At 60.3% G+C, this 19,823-nt stretch carries 15 protein-coding genes; 8 read left to right on the forward strand and 7 right to left on the reverse strand.

Annotated features, from left to right (window positions below):
* Positions 1-24 precede the first annotated feature (24 nt).
* Positions 25-246 (forward strand): AbrB/MazE/SpoVT family DNA-binding domain-containing protein, encoded by a 222-nt coding sequence (locus BJ928_RS00875; protein ID WP_047627134.1) that lies wholly within the window; start codon positions 25-27, stop codon positions 244-246.
* Entirely contained in the window at positions 246-635 is a 390-nt protein-coding gene (locus BJ928_RS00880) for a type II toxin-antitoxin system death-on-curing family toxin (protein WP_047627135.1), read from the forward strand. Before BJ928_RS00875 ends, BJ928_RS00880 begins: the two co-directional genes overlap by 1 nt.
* 138 nt (positions 636-773) lie before the next feature.
* Here the strand turns inward: BJ928_RS00880 and parC are convergent, their stop codons facing one another.
* On the reverse strand, positions 774-3,032 hold the full coding sequence (parC, locus tag BJ928_RS00885; RefSeq protein ID WP_047627136.1) for a DNA topoisomerase IV subunit A: 2,259 nt from the start codon (positions 3,030-3,032) through the stop codon (positions 774-776).
* A gap of 231 nt (positions 3,033-3,263) precedes the next feature.
* Here parC and BJ928_RS00890 point away from each other — a divergent pair, with 231 nt between their 5' ends.
* Entirely contained in the window at positions 3,264-4,451 is a 1,188-nt protein-coding gene (locus BJ928_RS00890; RefSeq protein ID WP_047627137.1) for a hypothetical protein, read from the forward strand.
* Positions 4,452-4,526: 75 nt separating this feature from the next.
* Here the strand turns inward: BJ928_RS00890 and BJ928_RS00895 are convergent, their stop codons facing one another.
* Positions 4,527-5,174, reverse strand: coding sequence for a TetR/AcrR family transcriptional regulator (locus tag BJ928_RS00895; RefSeq protein WP_183079346.1), 648 nt, complete (start codon positions 5,172-5,174; stop codon positions 4,527-4,529).
* 66 nt (positions 5,175-5,240) lie between these two features.
* Between BJ928_RS00895 and BJ928_RS00900 the strand changes: the two genes are divergently transcribed.
* Positions 5,241-6,410 (forward strand): serine hydrolase domain-containing protein, encoded by a 1,170-nt coding sequence (locus tag BJ928_RS00900; protein ID WP_047627138.1) that lies wholly within the window; start codon positions 5,241-5,243, stop codon positions 6,408-6,410.
* A 75-nt stretch (positions 6,411-6,485) separates the two neighbouring features.
* On the opposite strand, the gene aspS is transcribed toward BJ928_RS00900, so the two are convergent.
* On the reverse strand, positions 6,486-8,276 hold the full coding sequence (gene aspS, locus BJ928_RS00905) for an aspartate--tRNA ligase (RefSeq protein ID WP_047627139.1): 1,791 nt from the start codon (positions 8,274-8,276) through the stop codon (positions 6,486-6,488).
* 265 nt (positions 8,277-8,541) lie between these two features.
* Between aspS and BJ928_RS00910 the strand changes: the two genes are divergently transcribed.
* The 4 genes from BJ928_RS00910 to BJ928_RS00925 all read left to right on the forward strand — a co-directional run bounded on the left by BJ928_RS00910 (position 8,542) and on the right by BJ928_RS00925 (position 14,017).
* Positions 8,542-9,933 (forward strand): multicopper oxidase family protein, encoded by a 1,392-nt coding sequence (locus BJ928_RS00910; protein ID WP_047627140.1) that lies wholly within the window; start codon positions 8,542-8,544, stop codon positions 9,931-9,933.
* Between the two features lie 171 nt (positions 9,934-10,104).
* Positions 10,105-11,250, forward strand: a complete 1,146-nt coding sequence (gene rnd, locus BJ928_RS00915) for a ribonuclease D (RefSeq protein ID WP_047627141.1) — start codon at positions 10,105-10,107, stop codon at positions 11,248-11,250.
* Positions 11,251-11,441: 191 nt separating this feature from the next.
* Positions 11,442-12,494, forward strand: coding sequence for an adenylate/guanylate cyclase domain-containing protein (locus tag BJ928_RS00920; protein WP_047627142.1), 1,053 nt, complete (start codon positions 11,442-11,444; stop codon positions 12,492-12,494).
* 164 nt (positions 12,495-12,658) lie between these two features.
* Positions 12,659-14,017: an esterase-like activity of phytase family protein gene (locus BJ928_RS00925; RefSeq protein WP_047627143.1), complete on the forward strand. Its 1,359-nt coding sequence runs from the start codon at positions 12,659-12,661 to the stop codon at positions 14,015-14,017.
* Between the two features lie 66 nt (positions 14,018-14,083).
* Here BJ928_RS00925 and ppx read toward each other — a convergent pair whose 3' ends face one another.
* From ppx to BJ928_RS00945, 4 genes are all read right to left on the reverse strand, one after another.
* Positions 14,084-15,604 carry an exopolyphosphatase gene (ppx, locus tag BJ928_RS00930; protein WP_047627144.1) on the reverse strand — a complete coding sequence of 507 codons (1,521 nt, stop codon included), beginning with the start codon at positions 15,602-15,604 and terminating at the stop codon, positions 14,084-14,086.
* A gap of 11 nt (positions 15,605-15,615) precedes the next feature.
* Entirely contained in the window at positions 15,616-17,817 is a 2,202-nt protein-coding gene (locus tag BJ928_RS00935; protein WP_047627145.1) for an RNA degradosome polyphosphate kinase, read from the reverse strand.
* Between the two features lie 75 nt (positions 17,818-17,892).
* Positions 17,893-18,606, reverse strand: coding sequence for a DnaA regulatory inactivator HdaA (gene hdaA / locus BJ928_RS00940; RefSeq protein WP_047627146.1), 714 nt, complete (start codon positions 18,604-18,606; stop codon positions 17,893-17,895).
* A gap of 2 nt (positions 18,607-18,608) precedes the next feature.
* Positions 18,609-19,739 carry an AI-2E family transporter gene (locus BJ928_RS00945; RefSeq protein ID WP_047627147.1) on the reverse strand — a complete coding sequence of 377 codons (1,131 nt, stop codon included), beginning with the start codon at positions 19,737-19,739 and terminating at the stop codon, positions 18,609-18,611.
* Positions 19,740-19,823 lie beyond the last annotated feature (84 nt).

Raw genomic sequence — 19,823 nt, forward strand, 5'->3', positions numbered from 1 at the left:
AGGTTATTACATTGGAGCCACGAGATGAACGTCACCATCCGCAAGATCGGCAATTCCGAAGGCGTGATTATTCCGAAGGAAGTTCTCGATCAGCTGGGGCTTGGCGCTGGCGATATGTTGGAACTCAGCTTGAAAGACGGCGGATTGCTGATGCAGCCGACCGACGCGGATTTTGCCCGCCAGATGGAGCACGCGCAGCGCTTCATGGATCAATACAAAGTGGCGCTCAAGAAGCTGGCTGAATAATGCCGAGGATCTTTCTGACCAAGCGGCTCATCGAGCAATTGCACAAGATACAGATCAAAAGATTCGGCGGCTCCCGTGGTCTGCGAGATGAGGGTTCTCTTGAATTCGCCTTGGCAGGCCCCATTAATAAAGCCGAATATGGCAGCGATGATATCATCGAACTGGCAGCGGCCTATCTATTCGGGCTGGCGAAAAATCATGCCTTCATAGATGGCAACAAACGCATCGCCATCGTGGCGACCGCAGTCTTTCTTATGGACAATGGCTACCGCATTCAAACGACGGACGCCAATCTTTACAGTTTCGTCGTAGCCGTGGCCGCAGGAGAAATCGACAAAAAGGGAGCGACACGCTTCCTGCGCGACGTCTGCGTTCCCTTCACCGATTGAACCTCTGCCACGACGACCGGCCCTCGGCACGGCTCAGGCTCGTCGAAATGACGCACCACCCTCCCCTTCGCCAAGGCTCAGAGCATTCGTCGCGGCAATCGACCCAGCGGGTCGATTGCCTGGACTTAGCCGGACTGCTTACCCAGAAAACCTGCCGCTTCTGGGGAAGCCCTTCGGCACGGCGCGGCCGGCGCCGGCGCGGTCGCCCAGCCATTCCGCCAGCTCGTCCTTCGTCTTGGTGAAGGTGCGGCCGGCGCTGTCTTCCCAGGTCAGGCCATCGGCCATCACGAAGCAGCGGATGTCGGAAATGCCGCCATCCTTGTATTTCTGCAGGCGCACGCCCTTGCCGCGCGACATTTCTGGCACCTGCTCAAGCGGGAAGATCACCATCTTGCGGTTCTCGCCGACCACGGCGACGTGATCGCCCGAAACCGGAACCAGAAGCTTGGTCTCGTCGGGATAGGAGACGTTCATGATCTGCTTGCCCTTGCGGGTATTGGCGACCAGTTCCGCTTCCGCAACGATGAAGCCGTTGCCGGCCGTCGACGCGATCATCTGCTTGCGCTGGGGATCGTGGACGAAAGCGGTCAGCACGTCCTGATCGTTTTCCATATCGATCATGATGCGCAGCGGCTCGCCATGACCGCGGCCGCCGGGCAGCTTGTCGCCGCCGAGTGTATAGGCCTTGCCGCCCGTGGTGATGATCAGGATCTTGTCCGTCGTCTGCGCTGGGAAGGCAACCTTGAGGCCATCGCCTTCCTTGAAGGTCAGCGACGACGTATCGGAAATATGGCCCTTGAGAGCGCGAATCCAGCCCTTTTCCGAGACGACTACCGTGATCGGCTCCTTCTCGATCATCGCCTGCTGGATGGCTGCATCGTCGGCTTCGGGCGCTTCGGCAAACTGCGTGCGGCGGCGGCCGATTTCAGTCGCCTTGGCGAATTTCTTCTTCACCTCGCCGATTTCCCAGGAAACCGTCTGCCATTGCTTTTCGTCCGAAGCGAGGAGAGCCTCGATATCGGCCTTCTCCTTGGTCAGGCCGTCGAATTCCTTGCGGATTTCGAATTCTTCCAGCTTGCGCAAGGAGCGCAGCCGCATGTTGAGGATCGCCTCGACCTGATTGTCGGTAAGGCCGAACCGCTCCATCATGACGGGCTTCGGCTCATCTTCCTCGCGGATGATGGCGATGACCTCATCGATGTTCAGATAGGCAACCAGCAAACCGCCGAGGATTTCGAGCCGCTTTTCGATCGCCGCCAGACGGAAGCGCGAGCGGCGCAACAGCACCTCGCGGCGATGGTCCAGCCACTCCTTCAGCACCTCGTTCAGCGCCATGACCTTCGGGATGCGGCCCATGGACAGGACGTTCATGTTGAGCGGGAAGCGGCTTTCCAGCTCCGTCAGCTTGAACATCGATTCCATCAGGATGGTGGCGTCGACCGTACGGCTCTTCGGCACGAGGACGACGCGGATATCCTCGGCGGATTCATCGCGGATGTCTTCGAGCAAAGGCAGTTTGCGGGCGATCAGGAGTTCGGCGATCTTCTCGATCAGCCGGGACTTCTGCACCTGGAACGGAATTTCCGTGACGACGATCTGATAGCCGCCGCGGCCGAGATCCTCGATTTCCCACTTGGAGCGAACACGGAAACCGCCGCGACCGGTCTTGTAGCTTTCGATGATGCTCTGGCGATCATCGATGATAATGCCACCGGTCGGGAAATCCGGACCGGGAATGTAAAGTTCCACCAGCTTCTCGACGGTCGCATCGCGATCCTTGATCAGATGCAGAGCCGCATCGCAAAGCTCGTGGGCATTGTGCGGCGGGATTGACGTCGCCATACCGACGGCGATACCGGAGGAACCGTTGGCAAGCAGATTCGGAAAGGCGCCGGGCAGAACGATCGGCTCGGAGTTCGACTCGTCGTAGGTGTCGCGAAAGTCCACCGCGTCCTGATCGATACCTTCGAGCAGCAGTTCGGAAACCGCCGTCATCTTGGATTCGGTGTAACGCATCGCGGCTGGGCTATCGCCATCGATATTGCCGAAGTTGCCCTGCCCGTTGACCAGCGTGTAGCGCTGCGAGAAATCCTGCGCGAGGCGCGCCAGCGCATCATAGATCGACTGGTCGCCATGCGGGTGATAGTTACCCATCACTTCGCCGACGATCTTGGCGCATTTGCGGAAGGCGGCGTTCGGGCGCAGCCCCATCTCGCTCATCGCATAGACGATGCGTCGATGCACCGGCTTCAACCCGTCGCGAACGTCGGGAAGCGCGCGCTGCGTGATCGTCGACAAGGCATAGGCCAGGTAGCGCTCTTCGAGCGCGGCCTTCAGATCGACCGGAACGATGTTGTCGTCGCCGTCACTGGGCGGCGGTGTCAGATTTTTTCCCATGGCCCTTGACTATCGGAGATGGCGATTCCCGGCAAGAAATCGGCCGAAAGCACCTGTGGATGAAGGCATTTCAGGCGCCTTACGAGAGGGCGACCGGTGCATTTTTGCTGCACCTGCTTTCAATTCTCATTCTCATTGGATTTTTCAAGAAAGATCAATATAAGTCAGCGCAGTACACGCTCAATCGGTACACCCCCGCCAATATCACCGGCCCAACGAGGAAACGCCATTATGACTTTCTATCGGACCACGCGGATGATGCTTTGCAGCGCCGCAATCCTGTCTTTCGCCAGCTCGGCCTTCGCGCTTGACGGCAATGATCTACTGAAAAAGATCAACGACGTCTACGGCCAGCAGGGCGGTTCGATCGCCGCAACGAGCATTGATGTCGACGACAGCACGGTGACGCTGAAGGGCGCAACCTTCAAGGCCCCCGGCATGGACGACAGCATTCCGCTCGGCGACATCACCCTGGACGGCGTCGAAGAAAACAACGGCGGCTACACGATCGAAGAGATCGATTTCGCCGATGTCGACTTCAGCAAGGATGGCGCTTCCGTTTCCGCCACCGACCTGAAGCTGAACGGCGTCGAAATCCCGGCGGACACGACCAAGGGCGACCTCAGCTCCCTGCTCTATTACAAGAGCGCTCATGCTGGCGCGGTATCCGTTACGAAGGATGACACCGAAGTGTTCTCCATCGAAGGCGCCGACGCTACCATGAACAAGCGCGACGACAAGTCCGGCCTCGACTTCGACGCCAAGATCAACGGCATCAAGGCCGATCTCAGCAAGGTCGACGACCAGAAGACCAAGGACGCAATCGAAGCGCTCAAGCTGCAGCAGCTCTATGGCACTGTCTCCATGAAGGGCAGCTGGGAGATCGCTCCCGGCACGATCAACATCAGCGAATATTCCTTCGATTTCAAGGATATCGGCAAGCTGAACCTGGCCTTCAGCATTTCCGGCTACACGCCTGCCTTCGCGAAGTCGATGCAGGAAGCGCTGAAGACGGTTCGCTCCAATCCGAACCAGCAGGAAGCACAGCAGTCCGCCGGCCTTGCCATGCTCGGCCTGCTGCAGCAGCTGACCTTCAATAGCGCCCAGATCCGCTTCGACGATGCGTCCATCACGGCTCGCGCGCTCGATTTCGCCGGCAAGCAGCAGGGCGTTACCGGCAAGCAGCTCGCCGACACGCTGAAGGCAATGACGCCGATCATGATGGCGCAGCTCAACGTTCCGGACCTGCAAAACGCCGTATCGGCTGCCGTCAATTCCTATCTCGACAATCCGAAGAACCTGACGGTGACGGCCGCTCCGGGCAAGCCGGTGCCGGTGCCGATGATCATCGGTGCGGCCATGGGCGCACCGCAGACGATCCCGCAGGTCATCGGCCTGACGGTGTCCTCGAACAATTAATCTACGTTCATCGAACCATCTCGAAACCCGGCGATCTCGGTCGCCGGGTTTTTCTTTGTCCGCAGCGCAGGTTTTCTATCGCTGCTGATGCATCCTGAGCTCGCTCAGCGCATGAGCCAGCAGGCTCAGCAATTCTTCCGTGGTCGCGCCGTCGCGCGCCTGAACGGACATGCCCTGCACGATGGCGCCCAGAAAACGGGCAAGGGAGCGGGCGTCAGTATCCGGCCGCATGTCTCCTTCGCTAATGCCCCTTTCGATCCGTTTGACGAAGATATCCAGCGTCTGCAGACGCATGGATGCCACGTGATGGGCGATCGGCTCGTTCTCCTCGGCGCAATTCAGCACCGCGGTCGATATCATGCAGCCTTTCGGATGCTCCGGCGCCGTAAAGATCTTGGCGGAATTCATCAGAAAGCGCTCGAAGGCCGTCACCGTATCCAGGCTGTCCTGAAAGGGATTGCCGGGTTCGGGCCGCGGCATGCGCCGATATTGCTCGAGCGTCTCGCGATACAGCTCCGCTTTCGAGCCAAAGGCGGCATAGAGACTTTGCGGCGTGATGCCCATCGCGGCCGTCAGATCGGCGATGGAGGAACCGTCATAGCCATGTTTCCAGAAGGTGTCGCGCGCCGATGCAAGAACAGTCTCGCGATCGAAGGCCGGCGGGCGCCCACGCTTGCGCGGCGAAGAATTTTCCATCTCTTCCTTATTTTTCACAATGGTCACTCTAGAATTATTTCCCGATCTGCGTTATTCAGGAATGGTCATTGTGATTATAGAAGGTTTTGCCCCATGAGTCTTCCCCTGGAAAATTCCGCTCGTTCCGGCGACGGCAGCCTTGCTGAAGGCGTCGATGCCGCCATCAATTCCGCCCTCGTTGACAAGAGGCTGGTCGGAACCGTCGTTTTGATCGCTCGAGACGGAGAGCTGGTCTACAACCGCGCCGCAGGTCTGGCGGATCGGGAGAATGGCGTTGCGATGCGTGAAGATGCCATCTTCCGCCTCGCCTCGATCACCAAGCCGATCGCCACGATTACCGCTATGCGGCTTGTCGAACAGGGCCGTATCGGCCTTGACGATCCCATCACCAAATGGCTGCCGGATTTCCGGCCGCGATTGCCGGATGGCGGCGAAGCCACAATTCTCATCCGGCATCTCCTTACGCACACCTCCGGGCTTGGCTACACTTTCGCGGAAGAGCAGGACGGCCCCTATCACCGCGCCGGCGTCTCCGACGGTCTCGACACGCCCGGTCGCTCGGTCACTGATAACCTCCAGCGCCTCGCCAGCGCGCCGCTTCTCTTTGCACCCGGCGAAAACTGGCGGTATTCCCTGGCGATGGACGTGATCGGCGGCATCATCGAAAAGGAAACCGGCGGCGCTCTCGGCGATGCCGTAGCAGAACTCGTCATGAAGCCGCTCGGCCTTTCGGATACGGCATTCTCGGTCCGGGATCGAAGCCGCCTCGCCGCCAATTATGTGAATGGCGATCCCGAGCCGCAACGAATGGAAGACGGCACGCTTGTTCCGATACTCGACGGTGTGATCCGCTTTGCGCCCGGCAGGATATTCGATCTCGCCTCCTATCACTCCGGCGGCGCGGGCATGGCCGGGACGGCAAGCGACATTCTGACCATTCTCGACACCATCCGCAAAGGCGGCACGCCGCTGCTGTCGGCCGATACTGTGAAGACGATGATGGCCGATCAGGCAGGCGGCCATATGCAGGCGCTGCAAGCCGGCGTCGGTTTCGGCTATGGCTGGTCCGTCATCACCGATCCCGTGGAGGCGCAGGTCCCCTTCTCGGCGGGCACGATCAAATGGGGCGGCGTCTACGGTCACAGCTGGTTCGTCGACGCCGAAAAGGGCCTGACGGTGGTTGCCCTGACCAATACGGCGCTGGAGGGCATGTGGGGGCAATTCACGACGGATCTCGCCAAGGCGGTCTACGCGGCGCTCTAACTGACACAAGCAGGCAAGCAAAAAACCCGGCGCTTTCGGTCGCCGGGTTTTGTATTTCATCAAACCTTAGAGGACTTAGTCCTTCTTGACCGGCGGTACCGGGCGGATGGCCAGTTCGCGCAGCTGCGTCGGCGTTGCGGCCGAAGGAGCGCCCATCAGCAGATCCTGTGCCTGCTGGTTCATCGGGAACAGCGAGATTTCGCGCAGGTTCTTGGCGCCAACCAGGAGCATGACGATACGGTCGATACCGAAGGCAGCGCCGCCGTGCGGAGGCGCGCCGTACTGGAAGGCGCGATAGAGACCGCCGAAGCGCTCTTCGACGTCGGTCTGGCTGAGACCGACCTTTTCGAAGGCAGCGACCATGGTCTCCGGCGACTGGTTACGGATCGAGCCCGAAGCGATTTCAAAGCCGTTGCAGACGGCGTCGTACTGGAACGCCTTGATCGTGAGCGGATCCTGGTTCTGCAGCGCCTCAAGGCCGCCCTGCGGCATCGAGAACGGGTTGTGAGCGAAATCGACCTTCTTCTCTTCCTCGCTCCATTCGAAGAACGGGAAGTCGACAATCCAGCACAGCTCGAAACGGTCGCGATCGACCAGATTCAGCTCTTCGCCGGCCCGGGTGCGGGCTTCACCGGCAAATTTGTAGAACTTGGAGGGATCGCCAGCGACGAAGAAGCAGGCATCGCCATCGTCGAGGCCGAGCTGCGTGCGGATCGCATCCGTGCGCTCTTCGCCGATGTTCTTGGCAAGCGGGCCAGCACCTTCGAGCTTCTCGCCTTCCTTGCGCCAGAAGATGTAGCCGAGGCCCGGCTGACCCTGGCTTTGCGCCCACGCATTCATGCGGTCGCAGAATGCTCTGGAACCGCCGGTCTTGGCCGGAATCGCCCAGACTTCGACCTTCGGGTTGGAAGCGATCATGTTGGCGAAGACCTTGAAGCCGGAGCCGGCGAAATGCTCGGTGACGGCTTCCATGACGATCGGGTTACGCAGGTCCGGCTTGTCGGAGCCATACTTGCGGATGGCGACGTCATAGGGGATGCGCGGCCATTCCTTGGTGACCGGCTTGCCTTCGGCAAACTCCTCGAACACCTGGGTCATCAGCGGACCCATCGTGTTCCAGACGTCTTCCTGCGTCACGAAGCTCATTTCGAGGTCGAGCTGGTAGAATTCGCCCGGCAGACGGTCGGCACGCGGGTCTTCATCGCGGAAGCACGGTGCAATCTGGAAGTAGCGGTCGAAGCCTGCAACCATCAGCAGCTGCTTGTACTGCTGCGGCGCCTGCGGCAGCGCGTAGAAGGTGCCGGGATGGATACGGCTCGGCACGAGGAAGTCACGCGCGCCTTCCGGCGACGATGCCGTCAGGATCGGGGTCGTATATTCGGTAAAGCCGACGTCGCCCATGTGGCGGCGCATCGAGGAGATAACCTGCGTGCGCTTGACGATGTTCTTGTGCAGCGTTTCGCGGCGAAGATCGAGGAAGCGATACTTCAGGCGAACGTCTTCCGGATAGTCGGGCTCGCCGAAGACGGGCAGCGGCAGTTCCTTGGCGGCGGAGAGCACTTCGATCTCCTGAGCGTAAAGCTCGATCTCGCCGGTCGGCATGTTCTTGTTGACGGTGTCGTCCGTGCGGGCTTTCACGAGGCCGTCGATGCGGATGACCCATTCACCGCGAACGGTTTCGGCAAGCTTGAAGGCCGGAGAATCGGGGTCGGCCACGACCTGAGTGATGCCGTAATGATCGCGCAGGTCGATGAACAGCACGCCGCCATGATCTCGGACGCGATGGACCCAGCCGGAGATGCGGACGGTCGAACCGACGTCGGACTTGCGCAGGGCGGCGCATGTGTGGCTGCGATAGCGATGCATAGTATATATCCTGGACTTGGCGGACCGCGGCGAAAGGACATGCAAGCCCCTCGCCTGCCGACGAGAAAATCGGGCGGAAAAGCGCATGGCACGCCCGATTTGTCAAGGCTCGAACGTCGTAAGTCGCCTCAAAGCTGTTTTCAATCGTCGCCCATATCGACATCCGCAAGTAGCCGCTGTGGCAGTTTGGCTACCTCAATGCTATTGCTGAACGACAAGGTCAACTTTAAACAGGCATCATACCTCTTCGCCCCCGGAGCCTGACATGCCGATCCTGACCCGCCGCAATCTCCTGAAAGCCTCAGCCGTTGCCGGCGCCTATGGTATCGGGCTTTGCATCGCCGGAAAGTTTGCCGGAAAGGCCGCCGCGGCCGAGCCGCGCGTGCTGAAGACGGCCAAGATCGAAGCCAATCTCATCGACGGCGGCGTCACAAGGAGCGTGCTTACCTATGGCGAGGCAGGCATGCCACCGGTCGTGCGGATGAAAAAGGGCGAATCCTTCGCCGCGCGGCTGATCAACGGCATAGACGATCCGACTACCATTCACTGGCATGGCATCCGGCTTCCGAACAATATGGACGGCGTGCCCTTCCTGACCCAGCCCTATGTCTATACGGGCGATCATTTCGACTACGCCTTCACGCCGCCGGATGCCGGCACCTTCTGGTATCACCCGCATTGCAACACGCTGGAGCAGATGGGCCACGGGATGACCGGCGTCATCGTCGTCGAAAATCCCAAGGACCCGGCATTTGATTCGGAAGTGGTGTTGAACCTGCGCGACTGGCGGCTGGGGGGAGACGGACAGTTCATCGCCCAGTTCCGCCCGCGCGATGCGGCGAAGTCCGGCACCTATGGCACCGTGCGCACCGCGAATTGGCAGCAGCAGCCTCAATATGATGCCCCTTCCGGCGGCCTCGTCCGTCTGCGAATGGCGATCACCGACGTCACGCGCATCTTCTCGTTCCGCATGGATGGCGCGGAAGGCACGGTGATCTCCATCGATGGCAATCCCGTGCCGCAACGGTTTCCGCTGGATGTCCTGCAGCTTGGGCCGGGACAGCGGCTCGAACTGGCCGTGCGCATGCCGGATAGCGAAGGCGCGATCGTCAAGCTCGAAGATATCAAGGGCACCAATCCGAAAGTGCTGGCGACATTGCGCGCGGTTGGCGCTTCCCTGAAACGCGATGTCCGCGATCTGGCTCCGCTGGAGGCCAATCCCGTGCAGAAGGCCGATCTGGGTTCGGCCACCCATATTCCGCTGATCCTCAGCGCCACGGCGGAAAATACGGCCGACAGCACGATCTGCGGCTCGCTCGGCTACAGCTTCTGGGCGATCAACAAGGTGCCGTGGCCGGGCGACACGCCCGACCCGACCGCGCCGCTTGCCGAGCTCAAGCTCGGCAAGAGCTACGTCATCGACATGGAGAACGTTACTCCGCATAGCCATCCGATCCATCTGCATGGAATGAGCTTTACGGTCCTCTCGTCATCGACGAAGCAGGTACAGCCCTTCGTATCCGATACCTATCTCATTCAGCCGGATGAAAAGGTGCAGCTTGCCTTCGTTGCCGACAATCCCGGCGACTGGCTGCTGCATTGCCATATCATCGAGCACCAGAAGACCGGCATGACCAGCTACGTGCGCGTGGCCTGAGCGGTCGAGAGCCAGCTCCATCGTACCCGGTTTAGGTCGATGACGTCACAGTTCCCGGCAAATTCAACCAAAAGCGAAATGCGGCAAAGGCTTTGTCCGCGAAAGTATTGACATATCCGGCTGAAAGGAGAAGGAAGTTAAAGAACTATTTTACCGATTGAATGTGTTGAGATGATCGAAACTACCGCCCAATTGGAGGCGGCCTGCCAAGAGCTGGCCAAGTCGGATTTTATTACGATCGATACCGAATTCCTGCGAGAAACGACCTTCTGGCCGGAACTGTGTTTGATACAGATGGCAAGCCCCACCACCGAAGTGCTGGTGGACCCGCTGGCCAAGGGGCTGGACCTGGCACCCTTCTTCGAACTGATGGCCAATCCATCGGTGCTGAAGGTGTTTCATGCTGCCCGCCAGGATATCGAAATCATTTTCCATCGCGGCAATCTCATTCCGCATCCGATCTTCGACACGCAGGTCGCGGCGATGGTCTGCGGTTTCGGCGATTCCGTTTCCTACGACCAGCTCGTCAGCCGTATCAAGAATGTCCATATCGACAAGTCCTCGCGCTTTACCGACTGGAGCCGCCGACCGCTCTCGGAAAAGCAGCTGGACTATGCGCTCGCAGATGTAACCCATCTGCGCGATGTCTACCTTTCGCTTGCTGAGCAGCTGAAGCGCGAGGGACGCGCCTCCTGGCTCCAGGAAGAAATGGCGATCCTCGAGGCGCGCGAAACCTACGACCTGCATCCCGACGATGCCTGGCAGCGGCTGAAGATGCGGCTGCGCAAGCCGCAGGAGCTGGCCGTCCTCAAATATGTTGCCGCATGGCGCGAACGCGAGGCACGCGCCCGCAACGTTCCGCGCGCCCGGGTGCTGAAGGACGACGCGATCTACGAAATCGCTCAGCAACAGCCGAAGGATACCGAGGCGCTGGCGCGCCTGCGCACCATCCCCAAGGGTTGGGAACGGTCGGCCGGCGGTACTACCGTCCTCGAAGCGATCAACGCAGCGCTGGCTCTGCCAAAGTCCGAAATGCCGCATCCGCCGCGCCATCAGCAGGCGCCGGAGGGCACGGCTGCCGCTTCGGAACTGCTGAAGGTGTTGCTGAAGCTGATTGCCGAAAAGCATGGCGTTGCCCCGAAAGTGATCGCCAACAGCGACGATCTGGACAAGATCGCCGCCGAAGGCGAAAAGGCCGATGTCGCGGCTCTGACCGGCTGGCGCCGCGATCTCTTCGGCGAGACGGCATTGCAGCTGATCCAGGGTCAGGTGGCCCTGCGCTTCGTCGGCAAGCGCATCGAGACCGTCACCCTCTAGCTGCGACATTCTCCTTTCCCGGCGCCTTGCGATTGCGTATGATTCGCGCATCTGGGCGTCGGTCGTCATCACGATTGCGCCGCAAATCTCGTGGAATGAACGTCTTATGTAATCGTTCTATTCGATGACGTTCCGGTTTGCCGGCGCAATCCCGCGTCGATGACAGGCGTCGTTTCTCGGCGGAAAAATGAATGGGTATTGTCCATTCGACACGTAACTGGATTCTGACGTCGCTGCTTGTTGCCTCGACCGGCGTCCTCTACGGCAAGCTGTTCTTCCCGCAGGCGCCGATGTATATCGGCGCCATCTTCGCATTGTTCTGCGGCATGCCGCTGCTCGTCTTCGAACGCCGGATGATCCTGCCGCGGCTGAACGACTGGATGCACCGGCTACCGACGCCGGCCTTCATCCTCTCGGCCCTCGTCGTCGATTTCCTCCTGATGAGCGTCGGCTATGCGATGGCGGGCAGCATCATGAAGCTTCTGGGCCTGGTCGACGGGTCCTGGGAAGATCTGACGCTGCTGAAGATAGACGTCTACATCTATGCCGTCCTGGTGACCGCCGTCATCATCTTCATCGGCCGCGTGCGGGAACTGCTCGGCCGCGACGTCTTCCTCAGCCTGTTGACCGGCCGCTACCGCAATCCGGTACAGGAGGAACGCGTCTTCCTCTTCATCGATCTCGTCGGTTCCACAGCCTTTGCGGAAGAGCATGGCGATCTGAAAACGCAGGAATTTCTGGGCGCGGTGTTCGGCGCCATGGCGGAGCCCGTGCGCCGGCACAAAGGGGCGATCGACGACTATATCGGCGATGCCGCCATCATTACCTGGCCGCTTCGCCGCGGCGTCAAGAATGCCAATTGCGTGCGCTGCGTCTTCACGATTCTCAACGATATCGAGGCGAATGCGGAGAGCTGGTTAAAGTCCTATGGCAGAGTGCCGCGCCTCAGAGCCGCCCTGCACGGCGGCGGCATCGTCACCGCCGAAATCGGCGTCGATCACCATAAGATCGCCTATTTCGGCGACACGGTGAACACGACGGCAAGGCTGGAGTCGCTCTGCAAGACGCTGGAGCGCCAGGTGCTGATTTCCAGCGATCTCGCCAGACGGCTCGATCTTCCCGAGGGGGTCCTCAAGGAGGAGTTGGGCGAGCATGTCGTTCGCGGCCGGGATCAAACCCTTGGCGTCATCGCGCTTCATACGCAGGACCGACAGGCGCTGAAAACGCTTCGCGGCAGATCGTAAGTGATGCATATCATTAGCTGCATTTCATATCGATACCCGCCAAAGCTTCACACCCCATGGGTTGTCCACAGTCACCAAATCTTCACCTAAGCGTTAATTCGCGGACATAGCTCGCCTGTTAAGCGGAGGGTGTTTTCACCACTCCACACCAATAAGGTGACACGATGACCCGAATTCTTTCCGCCTCCACGGCACTCTTCCTCTTGCTTGCCGCTTCGGCCCAGGCCGACGAGCAGCAATTCAAGGCAAAGCTCGTTGGACAGGCCATCCTGCCGGCCAACACGATCGCCGACGCGCCTGCAGACGCGCCGGAGTTCCTGAAGACGTCAGGCAAGTTCACGACGCCTGACCGAAAGCGCACCGAAGCGCTCGGCACCATAGCCGGCAAGGATGGCGCCCGCGTCACCGACGTGAAGCTGCCCTTCGCCGGCCAGCCGGTCCAGGGCTTTTCCGGCATCAAGACCATGCCCGATGGCACCTTCTGGACACTGTCCGACAATGGTTTCGGCTCCAAGCAGAACTCCTCGGACGCGATGCTTTTCCTGCATCAGCTCAAGTTCGACTGGGACAGCGGCAAGGTCGAAGTGATCAAGAACCTGTTCCTGTCCGATCCGAACAAGAAGGCCCCCTTCCCGATCGTCATGGAAGGCGCCGACAAGCGCTATCTGACCGGCGCCGATTTCGACATCGAATCGATCCAGCCGGTTGCCGACGGCTTCTGGATCGGCGAGGAATTCGGTCCCTACCTGCTGAAGTTCGATACGAACGGCCAGCTGACCGACGTCATCGCCACGACGGTCAACGGCAAGCCCGTCATGTCGCCCGACAATCCGCTGCTGCAGCTGCCCGGCAACCCCACGCAGAAGATGCCGGCCTTCAACCTGAAGCGCTCCGGCGGCTTCGAAGGTCTCGCCATGTCGAAGGACGGTTCCAAGCTCTATGGTCTGCTGGAAGGCCCGATCTACAAGGAAGACGGCCAGGTGGAGAGCGTGGACGGCAAGACGGCCATCCGCGTCATCGAATTCGATGTCGCCTCCAAGAGCTGGACCGGCCGCAGCTGGCTCTATCCCTTCGCCGACAAGGGCATCGCCATCGGCGATTTCAACATGCTCGACGAGACGACGGCTTTGGTCCTCGAGCGCGATAACGGCGCCGGCACCAAGGACAAGGCTTGCGCCGACCCCAAGCAGCCGAAGCCGGATTGCTTCGAGGCGCCGGCCGAACTGAAGCGCGTCTACAAAATCGAATTCAGCGACGCCAATGTCGGCAAGTCCGTTCGCAAGATCGGCTACATCGACCTGATGCGCATCGAAGACCCGGACCACAAGCGTCGCCAGGGCGGCGGCGAAGGCTTCTACGACATGCCCTTCGTCACCATCGAGAACGTTGACCGCGTCGATGCCAACCACATCATCGTCGGCAACGACAACAACCTGCCCTTCTCTGCCGGCCGCGCCGTCGACAAGGCCGATGACAATGAGTTCAGCCTGCTTGAAGTCAGCGATTTCCTGAACGCGAAGTAAGCCGCAACGAAATTGCCTCTCCCTGCCATGTGGGGAGAGGCTTCAGACCCGCTCGAAGCGGACAATCTATTCGAAGCAGAAGGCCAGCCTACGGTTCGTGAGCTTGCCTAGCTGCTGCAGGCGCCCGTCCAGTCGCTCACCCGCGAAATCGTGATATTCGGCGGGAACGACGAATTCGAGATCCAGATCGGGGTTTGTCGAGCGGCGGAACGACAGGTTGCGCACGATGCCAGGCATCGACGCCGAGAACAGATAGACGACACGCAGCAGGCCGCCGAGCAGCTTGGCGCGCTCAATGTAGAGCGGCGTTGCGATCGTCGCCAGCGGCTCCGTCGCACCGTCGTCGTTCAATCCCTCGAAGCGATAGTAATTGGCAAGCGCGATGAACGCACGGCCGGCATGGGTGATGCCGACGAAAGACGTGTGGGCGATGATGTTCAACGCCTGTAGGCCGCGATAATCCGGATGGGCGCGCCAGCTGATGTCGGCAAGCAGGCACGCTGCCTGGCGATAGCGGCTCTCTTCTTCCGTCTCGGTGATCCCGAAAAACGGCATCATCCGCCCGGTCCATTCCGCCAGCTCGCGGGCATGTTCCGGCGAACGCGCTCGCAGAATGGCAAGCTCGCCGGCCGCCACCAGCAGCGGATCGCTGTTGCGCTCCGCCTCGGTCAGCAACGAATAGAGATAGCCCTCGCGCACACCTTGCGCGGAAAAGGAGATGATCGACGGCTTCATTGCCGTCAGCACCTCGCGCATGGCAACCGCGCCGAAAGGCAGTAGCGAACGACGATGCTTGGAAACCGCCTGTAGCGCCGGGTCCTTCGAATCCTTCGATTCGACGATCTGATCCAGGAAGCGCACCATCTCGTCGAGCTGCACTTCATACCCCTGCATCATGTGCAGCGGATATTTGCGGATTTCCATGTGCAGCTTGGCGATATTTCGCCATGTGCCGCCGACCGCATAGAAGGTGCGGCCCTCGCCCTTGCCCAGGAGCTTGGCGGTCTTGACGTGCTTGCGCGCGAAGGCGCGGGCCTTTTCGATCGAGCCGCCGGCATATTCGGACAGGCGCAGGCCACCGAGCGGCAGCGTGATGCCCTTGCCGATCTCCCGATCCTTGATGTCGATCAGTTCCAGCGAACCGCCGCCGAGGTCTCCGGCGATGCCATCCGGATGGAAGAAGCCGCTGACGATGCCAAGCGCCGAGAAACGCGCCTCTTCCTCCCCCGACAGAACGCGCACCTTGCGCTGGAGGATGGCTTCCGCCTGATGGATGAATTCCGGGCCATTGCTCGCTTCGCGTGCCGCCGCCGTCGCCAGGACATAGATCGTTGAGGCGCGCGCCTGATCGGAGAGCGCCTTGAAACGGTGCAGCGCGGCAAGCGCCCGCGCCACGCTTTCCTCGTCCATCTTCCCCGTCAGCGCTATGCCCTTGCCGAGGCCGCACAGCACTTTCTCGTTGAAAAGGATAGTCGGAGACCGCGAGTGGCCTTCATAGACGACGAGACGGACCGAGTTCGACCCGATATCGACAACGGAGACAGGGGCGATACCCGGAAGGCGTCCCTGGGCTTCTGATTCAACCATGCAGGTCCAATTTATGTGTTGCGGCCCGACAGCAGTCCAGCGATCAGTTTCGGAGCGCTGGATTTCAAGGCTTCACCGCGGCCCGACAGGCTGGGATTGGTCATGAAATACTGCTGCGCATTAAATGGCTCTTCTCCCTTGCGCACTTCCATGCGCCGTGAGGTCCCGTCCGGCAATATCTCGTAGCTTTGCTGGTTGTCAATGATATTGCCCAGCATGATCTGTGAAAGCACCTGCTCGTGCACGGTCTTGTTAGTGAGCGGCACCAGGGTTTCGACGCGGCGGTCGAGATTTCTCGGCATCATGTCGGCCGAGCCGATATAGACCAGCGCCTTCTCCGACGGCAGGCCCTGACCGTTGCCGAAACAGAAGATGCGGCTATGCTCGAGGAAGCGGCCTATGATCGACTTGACACGGATTTTCTCCGAAAGACCGGGCACCTGCGGACGCAGGCAGCAGATACCGCGCACGACGAGATCAATCTCGACGCCCGCATTGCTGGCGCGATAGAGCGCGTCGATGATATCAGGGTCGACGAGCGAATTCATCTTCATCCAGATGGCCGCCGGCTGGCCGCTCTTGGCATGTTCGATCTCGCCCTCGATATGCTGGAGGATGCGACTGCGGAGCGTGTAAGGCGAAACCGCGATCTTCATGTCGTGCTCCGGCTCGCCGTAGCCGGTGATGAAGTTGAAGATATTCGCCATGTCATGGGCGATCTTCGGGTCACAGGTGAAATATGAGAGGTCGGTATAGATCTTGGCGGTGACCGGGTGATAGTTGCCGGTGCCGAGGTGGCAATAGGTGCGCAACTTGCCGTCTTCACGGCGCACGACCATCGACATCTTGGCATGGGTCTTGAGTTCGATAAAGCCGAAGACGACCTGCACGCCGGCGCGTTCGAGATCGCGCGCCCAACGGATATTTGCCTCTTCGTCGAACCGGGCCTTCAGTTCCACCAACGCAGTGACCGACTTGCCGAGATCGGCAGCATCGATCAGCGCGCGGACGATCGGGCTGTCGTTCGACGTACGATAGAGCGTCTGCTTTATCGCCAGAACATCAGGGTCCCTAGCAGCCTGGAGAAGGAACTGGACCACCACGTCGAAGGATTCGTAGGGGTGGTGGACGACCATGTCCTTTTCGCGGATGGCGGCGAAACAATCGCCGGCATGTTCGCGGACGCGCTCAGGAAATCGGGCATTGTAGGGCTCGAAGCGAAGATCGTCGCGCGGAGCCTTGCAGATTTCGGAGAGCGTGTTGAGCGCCAGCAGGCCCGGCAGAACCGCGATGCGGTTTTCCGGGACGTTCAACGATTCCACCACGAACTGGCGAAGTTCCAGCGGCATTTCGGAATCGGTCTCGATGCGGATCACCGAGCCACGGCGGCGGCGCTTCAGCGCGGTTTCGAAGAAGCGCACGAGGTCTTCAGCCTCTTCCTCGACTTCGATATCGCTGTCGCGAATGAGGCGGAACGTACCCGAGCCCTGCACTTCGTAGCCAGGATAGAGGCGGTGGATGAAGATGTTCACCACGTCTTCGAGCGTGATGTAGCGGATGACGTTGCTGGCGTCAGGCAGGCGGACGAAGCGGTCGAGCGCCGGCGGCAGGCGCAGCAGCGCCGTCATCGGCTCGCGGCCGTTCATGCTCTTCAACTGCAGCGCGATCGAGAAGCCGAGGTTCGGAATGAACGGGAACGGGTGAGCCGGGTCGATGGAGAGCGGCGTCAGGACCGGGAAGATCGCCTGTTCGAATTCGGTATGCAACCACTGCCGGTCCATATCGGACAGGGCGGCCGGGCGGACGATCAGAATATCTTCCTTGGCGAGATATTGCTGCAGGACGGCAAGCGAGGCCTGCTGCTCCATCTGCAGATTGTCGATCTCGCGCAGGATGTCGTCGAGCTGCTCGGCCGGCGTCTTGCCGTCGGGCGTGCGTACCAGGATCTTCTGGCGGACCTGGCCTTCGAGACCGGCAACACGCACCATGAAGAATTCATCGAGGTTGGCGGCGGAAATCGAGAGGAAGCGAACGCGCTCCAGAAGCGGATGGGCGGTGTTCAGCGTTTCCTCGAGGACGCGGCGATTGAACTGCAGCCAGGAAAATTCGCGGTTGATAAAGCGCTCGGGGCTGGTCAGCAATTCATTGACAGGAGGAGCGGCCTCCGGGGATTCCTGGTTGGCGTCCTGATGTTCCGAGAGTGCCGAGTCCATGTTCCACCTACCCCTTATCTAACCTTGTGCGACGTATATCAGTTTGACGACGGAACTGTGACAGTCGATGACGGTTCAACCCGGCTGATCGGAGCTGCCCAGTTCGTTCAATACTTCCGCGGCCAACAGGCGTGTAATTCTTGTTCCTCGCCCGAGCGCCAGCCTGTCGAGCCTGTCGACGATCAATTGCGCGGCGTTGAGGGAACGCTCCATGCGATTGACGATATAAAGGACGAGTTTGTCATCGATATAAAGCTGGCGGTCGGCAAAGAGCTTGACGATGACCTGTGACAGCAATTCCTCGTCCGGCTCGCCGATCTCGACCACAGTCGCCGCCTTCAGGCGGGAGCGCAGGTCGGGCAAGGTCACCGGCCAGGACATTGGCCAGAGACGCGTCGTCATCAGCAGGCTGGTGCCGTTTTCCCGCGCGCTGTTGATGACATGAAAGAGTTCGGTATCGTCAAAGCCCAGACGATCCACATCCTCGAAGACGATGGGGCCGTTCGCGGCTGCGATCGCGGCATTGGAGCCCGCCACCGGATGAATTGATGTCGCTCCGCATCTTTCGGCCCAGATGCTGGCAAGATGCGATTTTCCCGAACCGACAGGCCCCGCCAGAATGACGACCGGCGATGGCCAGTGCGGCCAGGAATCGACGATCCTCACGGCAGCCGTCAGCGGATCGGCAACGAGCAGGTCGTCGCGGCCGCTGGCGGGATCGTGTGTAAAGGCCAAGGGCAGCTGTTCGGCGGTCCTGCGCCTCAAATCAGCATTCTTTGCATCAGTCATGTCTAGTTATTCTCGGGCTTGCCGGCCTTGGCTCTGCGCACTCTGCCGGCCTCCGAGCGTCCGTGATAGAGTTCGCTTTGAAGGTACCGCGAAAGGGCAAAGCGGACAAGGACGCCGCAAGCGGCGGCAGCGGGAACAGCGATCAGCAGCCCGACGAAGCCGAAGAGTGCGCCGAAGGCAAACAGCGCGAACATCAGCCAGACCGGATGCAGGCCGACGCTTTCGCCGACGAGCTTCGGCTGCAGCACGTTGCCTTCCAGGAACTGGCCGGTGAAGAAGACGACGAGCGTCAGGCCGACCCAGAGATAGTCGGGCCAGAACTGGACGAGCGCGACGCCGACGGCCAGAACGAGGCCGACCATCGAGCCGACATAGGGGATGAAGCTGATCATGCCGGCGAAGAGGCCGATCAGCAGGCCGAAATTCAGGCCGACCAGCGAAAGACCGACGCCGTAATAAACGCCGAGGATGATGCAGAGCGAACCCTGCCCCCGGATGAAGCCGGCAATCGCCTGATCGATCTCGCGGGCGATCTCGCGGACGGTCGCGACATGATCACGCGGAATCCAGTCGTCCACCTTGGCGATCATGCGGTCCCAATCGAGCAGCATATAGAAGGCGACCACGGGGGTCACGACCATCAGCGAGAGGATATTGACCAGCGCCTTGCCGGAACTCCAGAGCTGCGCGAACAGGCCGCCGACGAAGCTCAAACCTTCGGACATGATGCTGGAGAAATTGTCCTTGATCGCGCCGAGCTGATTGCGAATCCAGTCCGGCAGCACCATCGTCTGTGCCTTGGCGATCAGCTGCTGGACCTGCTGTACATAGGTCGGGATGTGCTGGATGAAATCATTGAACTGGTTGACGATGATCGGAATGAAGATCGTCAGCGCCAGCGCAAAGATGAGTATGAAGGAGACGAGGATCACCACCGTCGCCATCAGGCGGCTGAGGCCGATCCGCTCCAGCCGGTCGGCGATCGGATCGAGGAAATAGGCGACCGCCATGCCGGCGATGAACGGCAGCAGGATCGTACTGAAGATGTAGACGAAGCTGATGAAGACGACGAGTACGATCACCCAGAAGGTGACTTGACGCTTGAGGCTCGCCCCGCTGACCTTTTGCTCCATCGTCTTCCCCGTTGTTCCCAGCCCGTTTGCCGTGTGCTTAGGACATAGGATGATGCCGCAATTATGGTCAAGTCTGCGGGCGGA

It is taken from the genome of Rhizobium sp. WW_1 (genome assembly GCF_003610155.1).
In the GTDB taxonomy this organism is placed as follows: Bacteria; Pseudomonadota; Alphaproteobacteria; order Rhizobiales; family Rhizobiaceae; genus Rhizobium; species Rhizobium tropici_A.

Coding starts and splice junctions, on each gene's coding strand:
- parC (WP_047627136.1), bottom strand. CDS start 3,032: ATGGGAAAAAATCTGACACCGCCGCCCAGTGACGGCGACGACAACATC.
- BJ928_RS00900 (WP_047627138.1), top strand. CDS start 5,241: ATGAGTCTTCCCCTGGAAAATTCCGCTCGTTCCGGCGACGGCAGCCTT.
- rnd (WP_047627141.1), top strand. CDS start 10,105: ATGATCGAAACTACCGCCCAATTGGAGGCGGCCTGCCAAGAGCTGGCC.
- BJ928_RS00945 (WP_047627147.1), bottom strand. CDS start 19,739: ATGGAGCAAAAGGTCAGCGGGGCGAGCCTCAAGCGTCAAGTCACCTTC.
- BJ928_RS00920 (WP_047627142.1), top strand. CDS start 11,442: ATGGGTATTGTCCATTCGACACGTAACTGGATTCTGACGTCGCTGCTT.
- BJ928_RS00935 (WP_047627145.1), bottom strand. CDS start 17,817: ATGGACTCGGCACTCTCGGAACATCAGGACGCCAACCAGGAATCCCCG.
- hdaA (WP_047627146.1), bottom strand. CDS start 18,606: ATGACTGATGCAAAGAATGCTGATTTGAGGCGCAGGACCGCCGAACAG.
- BJ928_RS00910 (WP_047627140.1), top strand. CDS start 8,542: ATGCCGATCCTGACCCGCCGCAATCTCCTGAAAGCCTCAGCCGTTGCC.
- BJ928_RS00925 (WP_047627143.1), top strand. CDS start 12,659: ATGACCCGAATTCTTTCCGCCTCCACGGCACTCTTCCTCTTGCTTGCC.
- aspS (WP_047627139.1), bottom strand. CDS start 8,276: ATGCATCGCTATCGCAGCCACACATGCGCCGCCCTGCGCAAGTCCGAC.
- BJ928_RS00890 (WP_047627137.1), top strand. CDS start 3,264: ATGACTTTCTATCGGACCACGCGGATGATGCTTTGCAGCGCCGCAATC.
- BJ928_RS00880 (WP_047627135.1), top strand. CDS start 246: ATGCCGAGGATCTTTCTGACCAAGCGGCTCATCGAGCAATTGCACAAG.
- BJ928_RS00875 (WP_047627134.1), top strand. CDS start 25: ATGAACGTCACCATCCGCAAGATCGGCAATTCCGAAGGCGTGATTATT.
- ppx (WP_047627144.1), bottom strand. CDS start 15,604: ATGGTTGAATCAGAAGCCCAGGGACGCCTTCCGGGTATCGCCCCTGTC.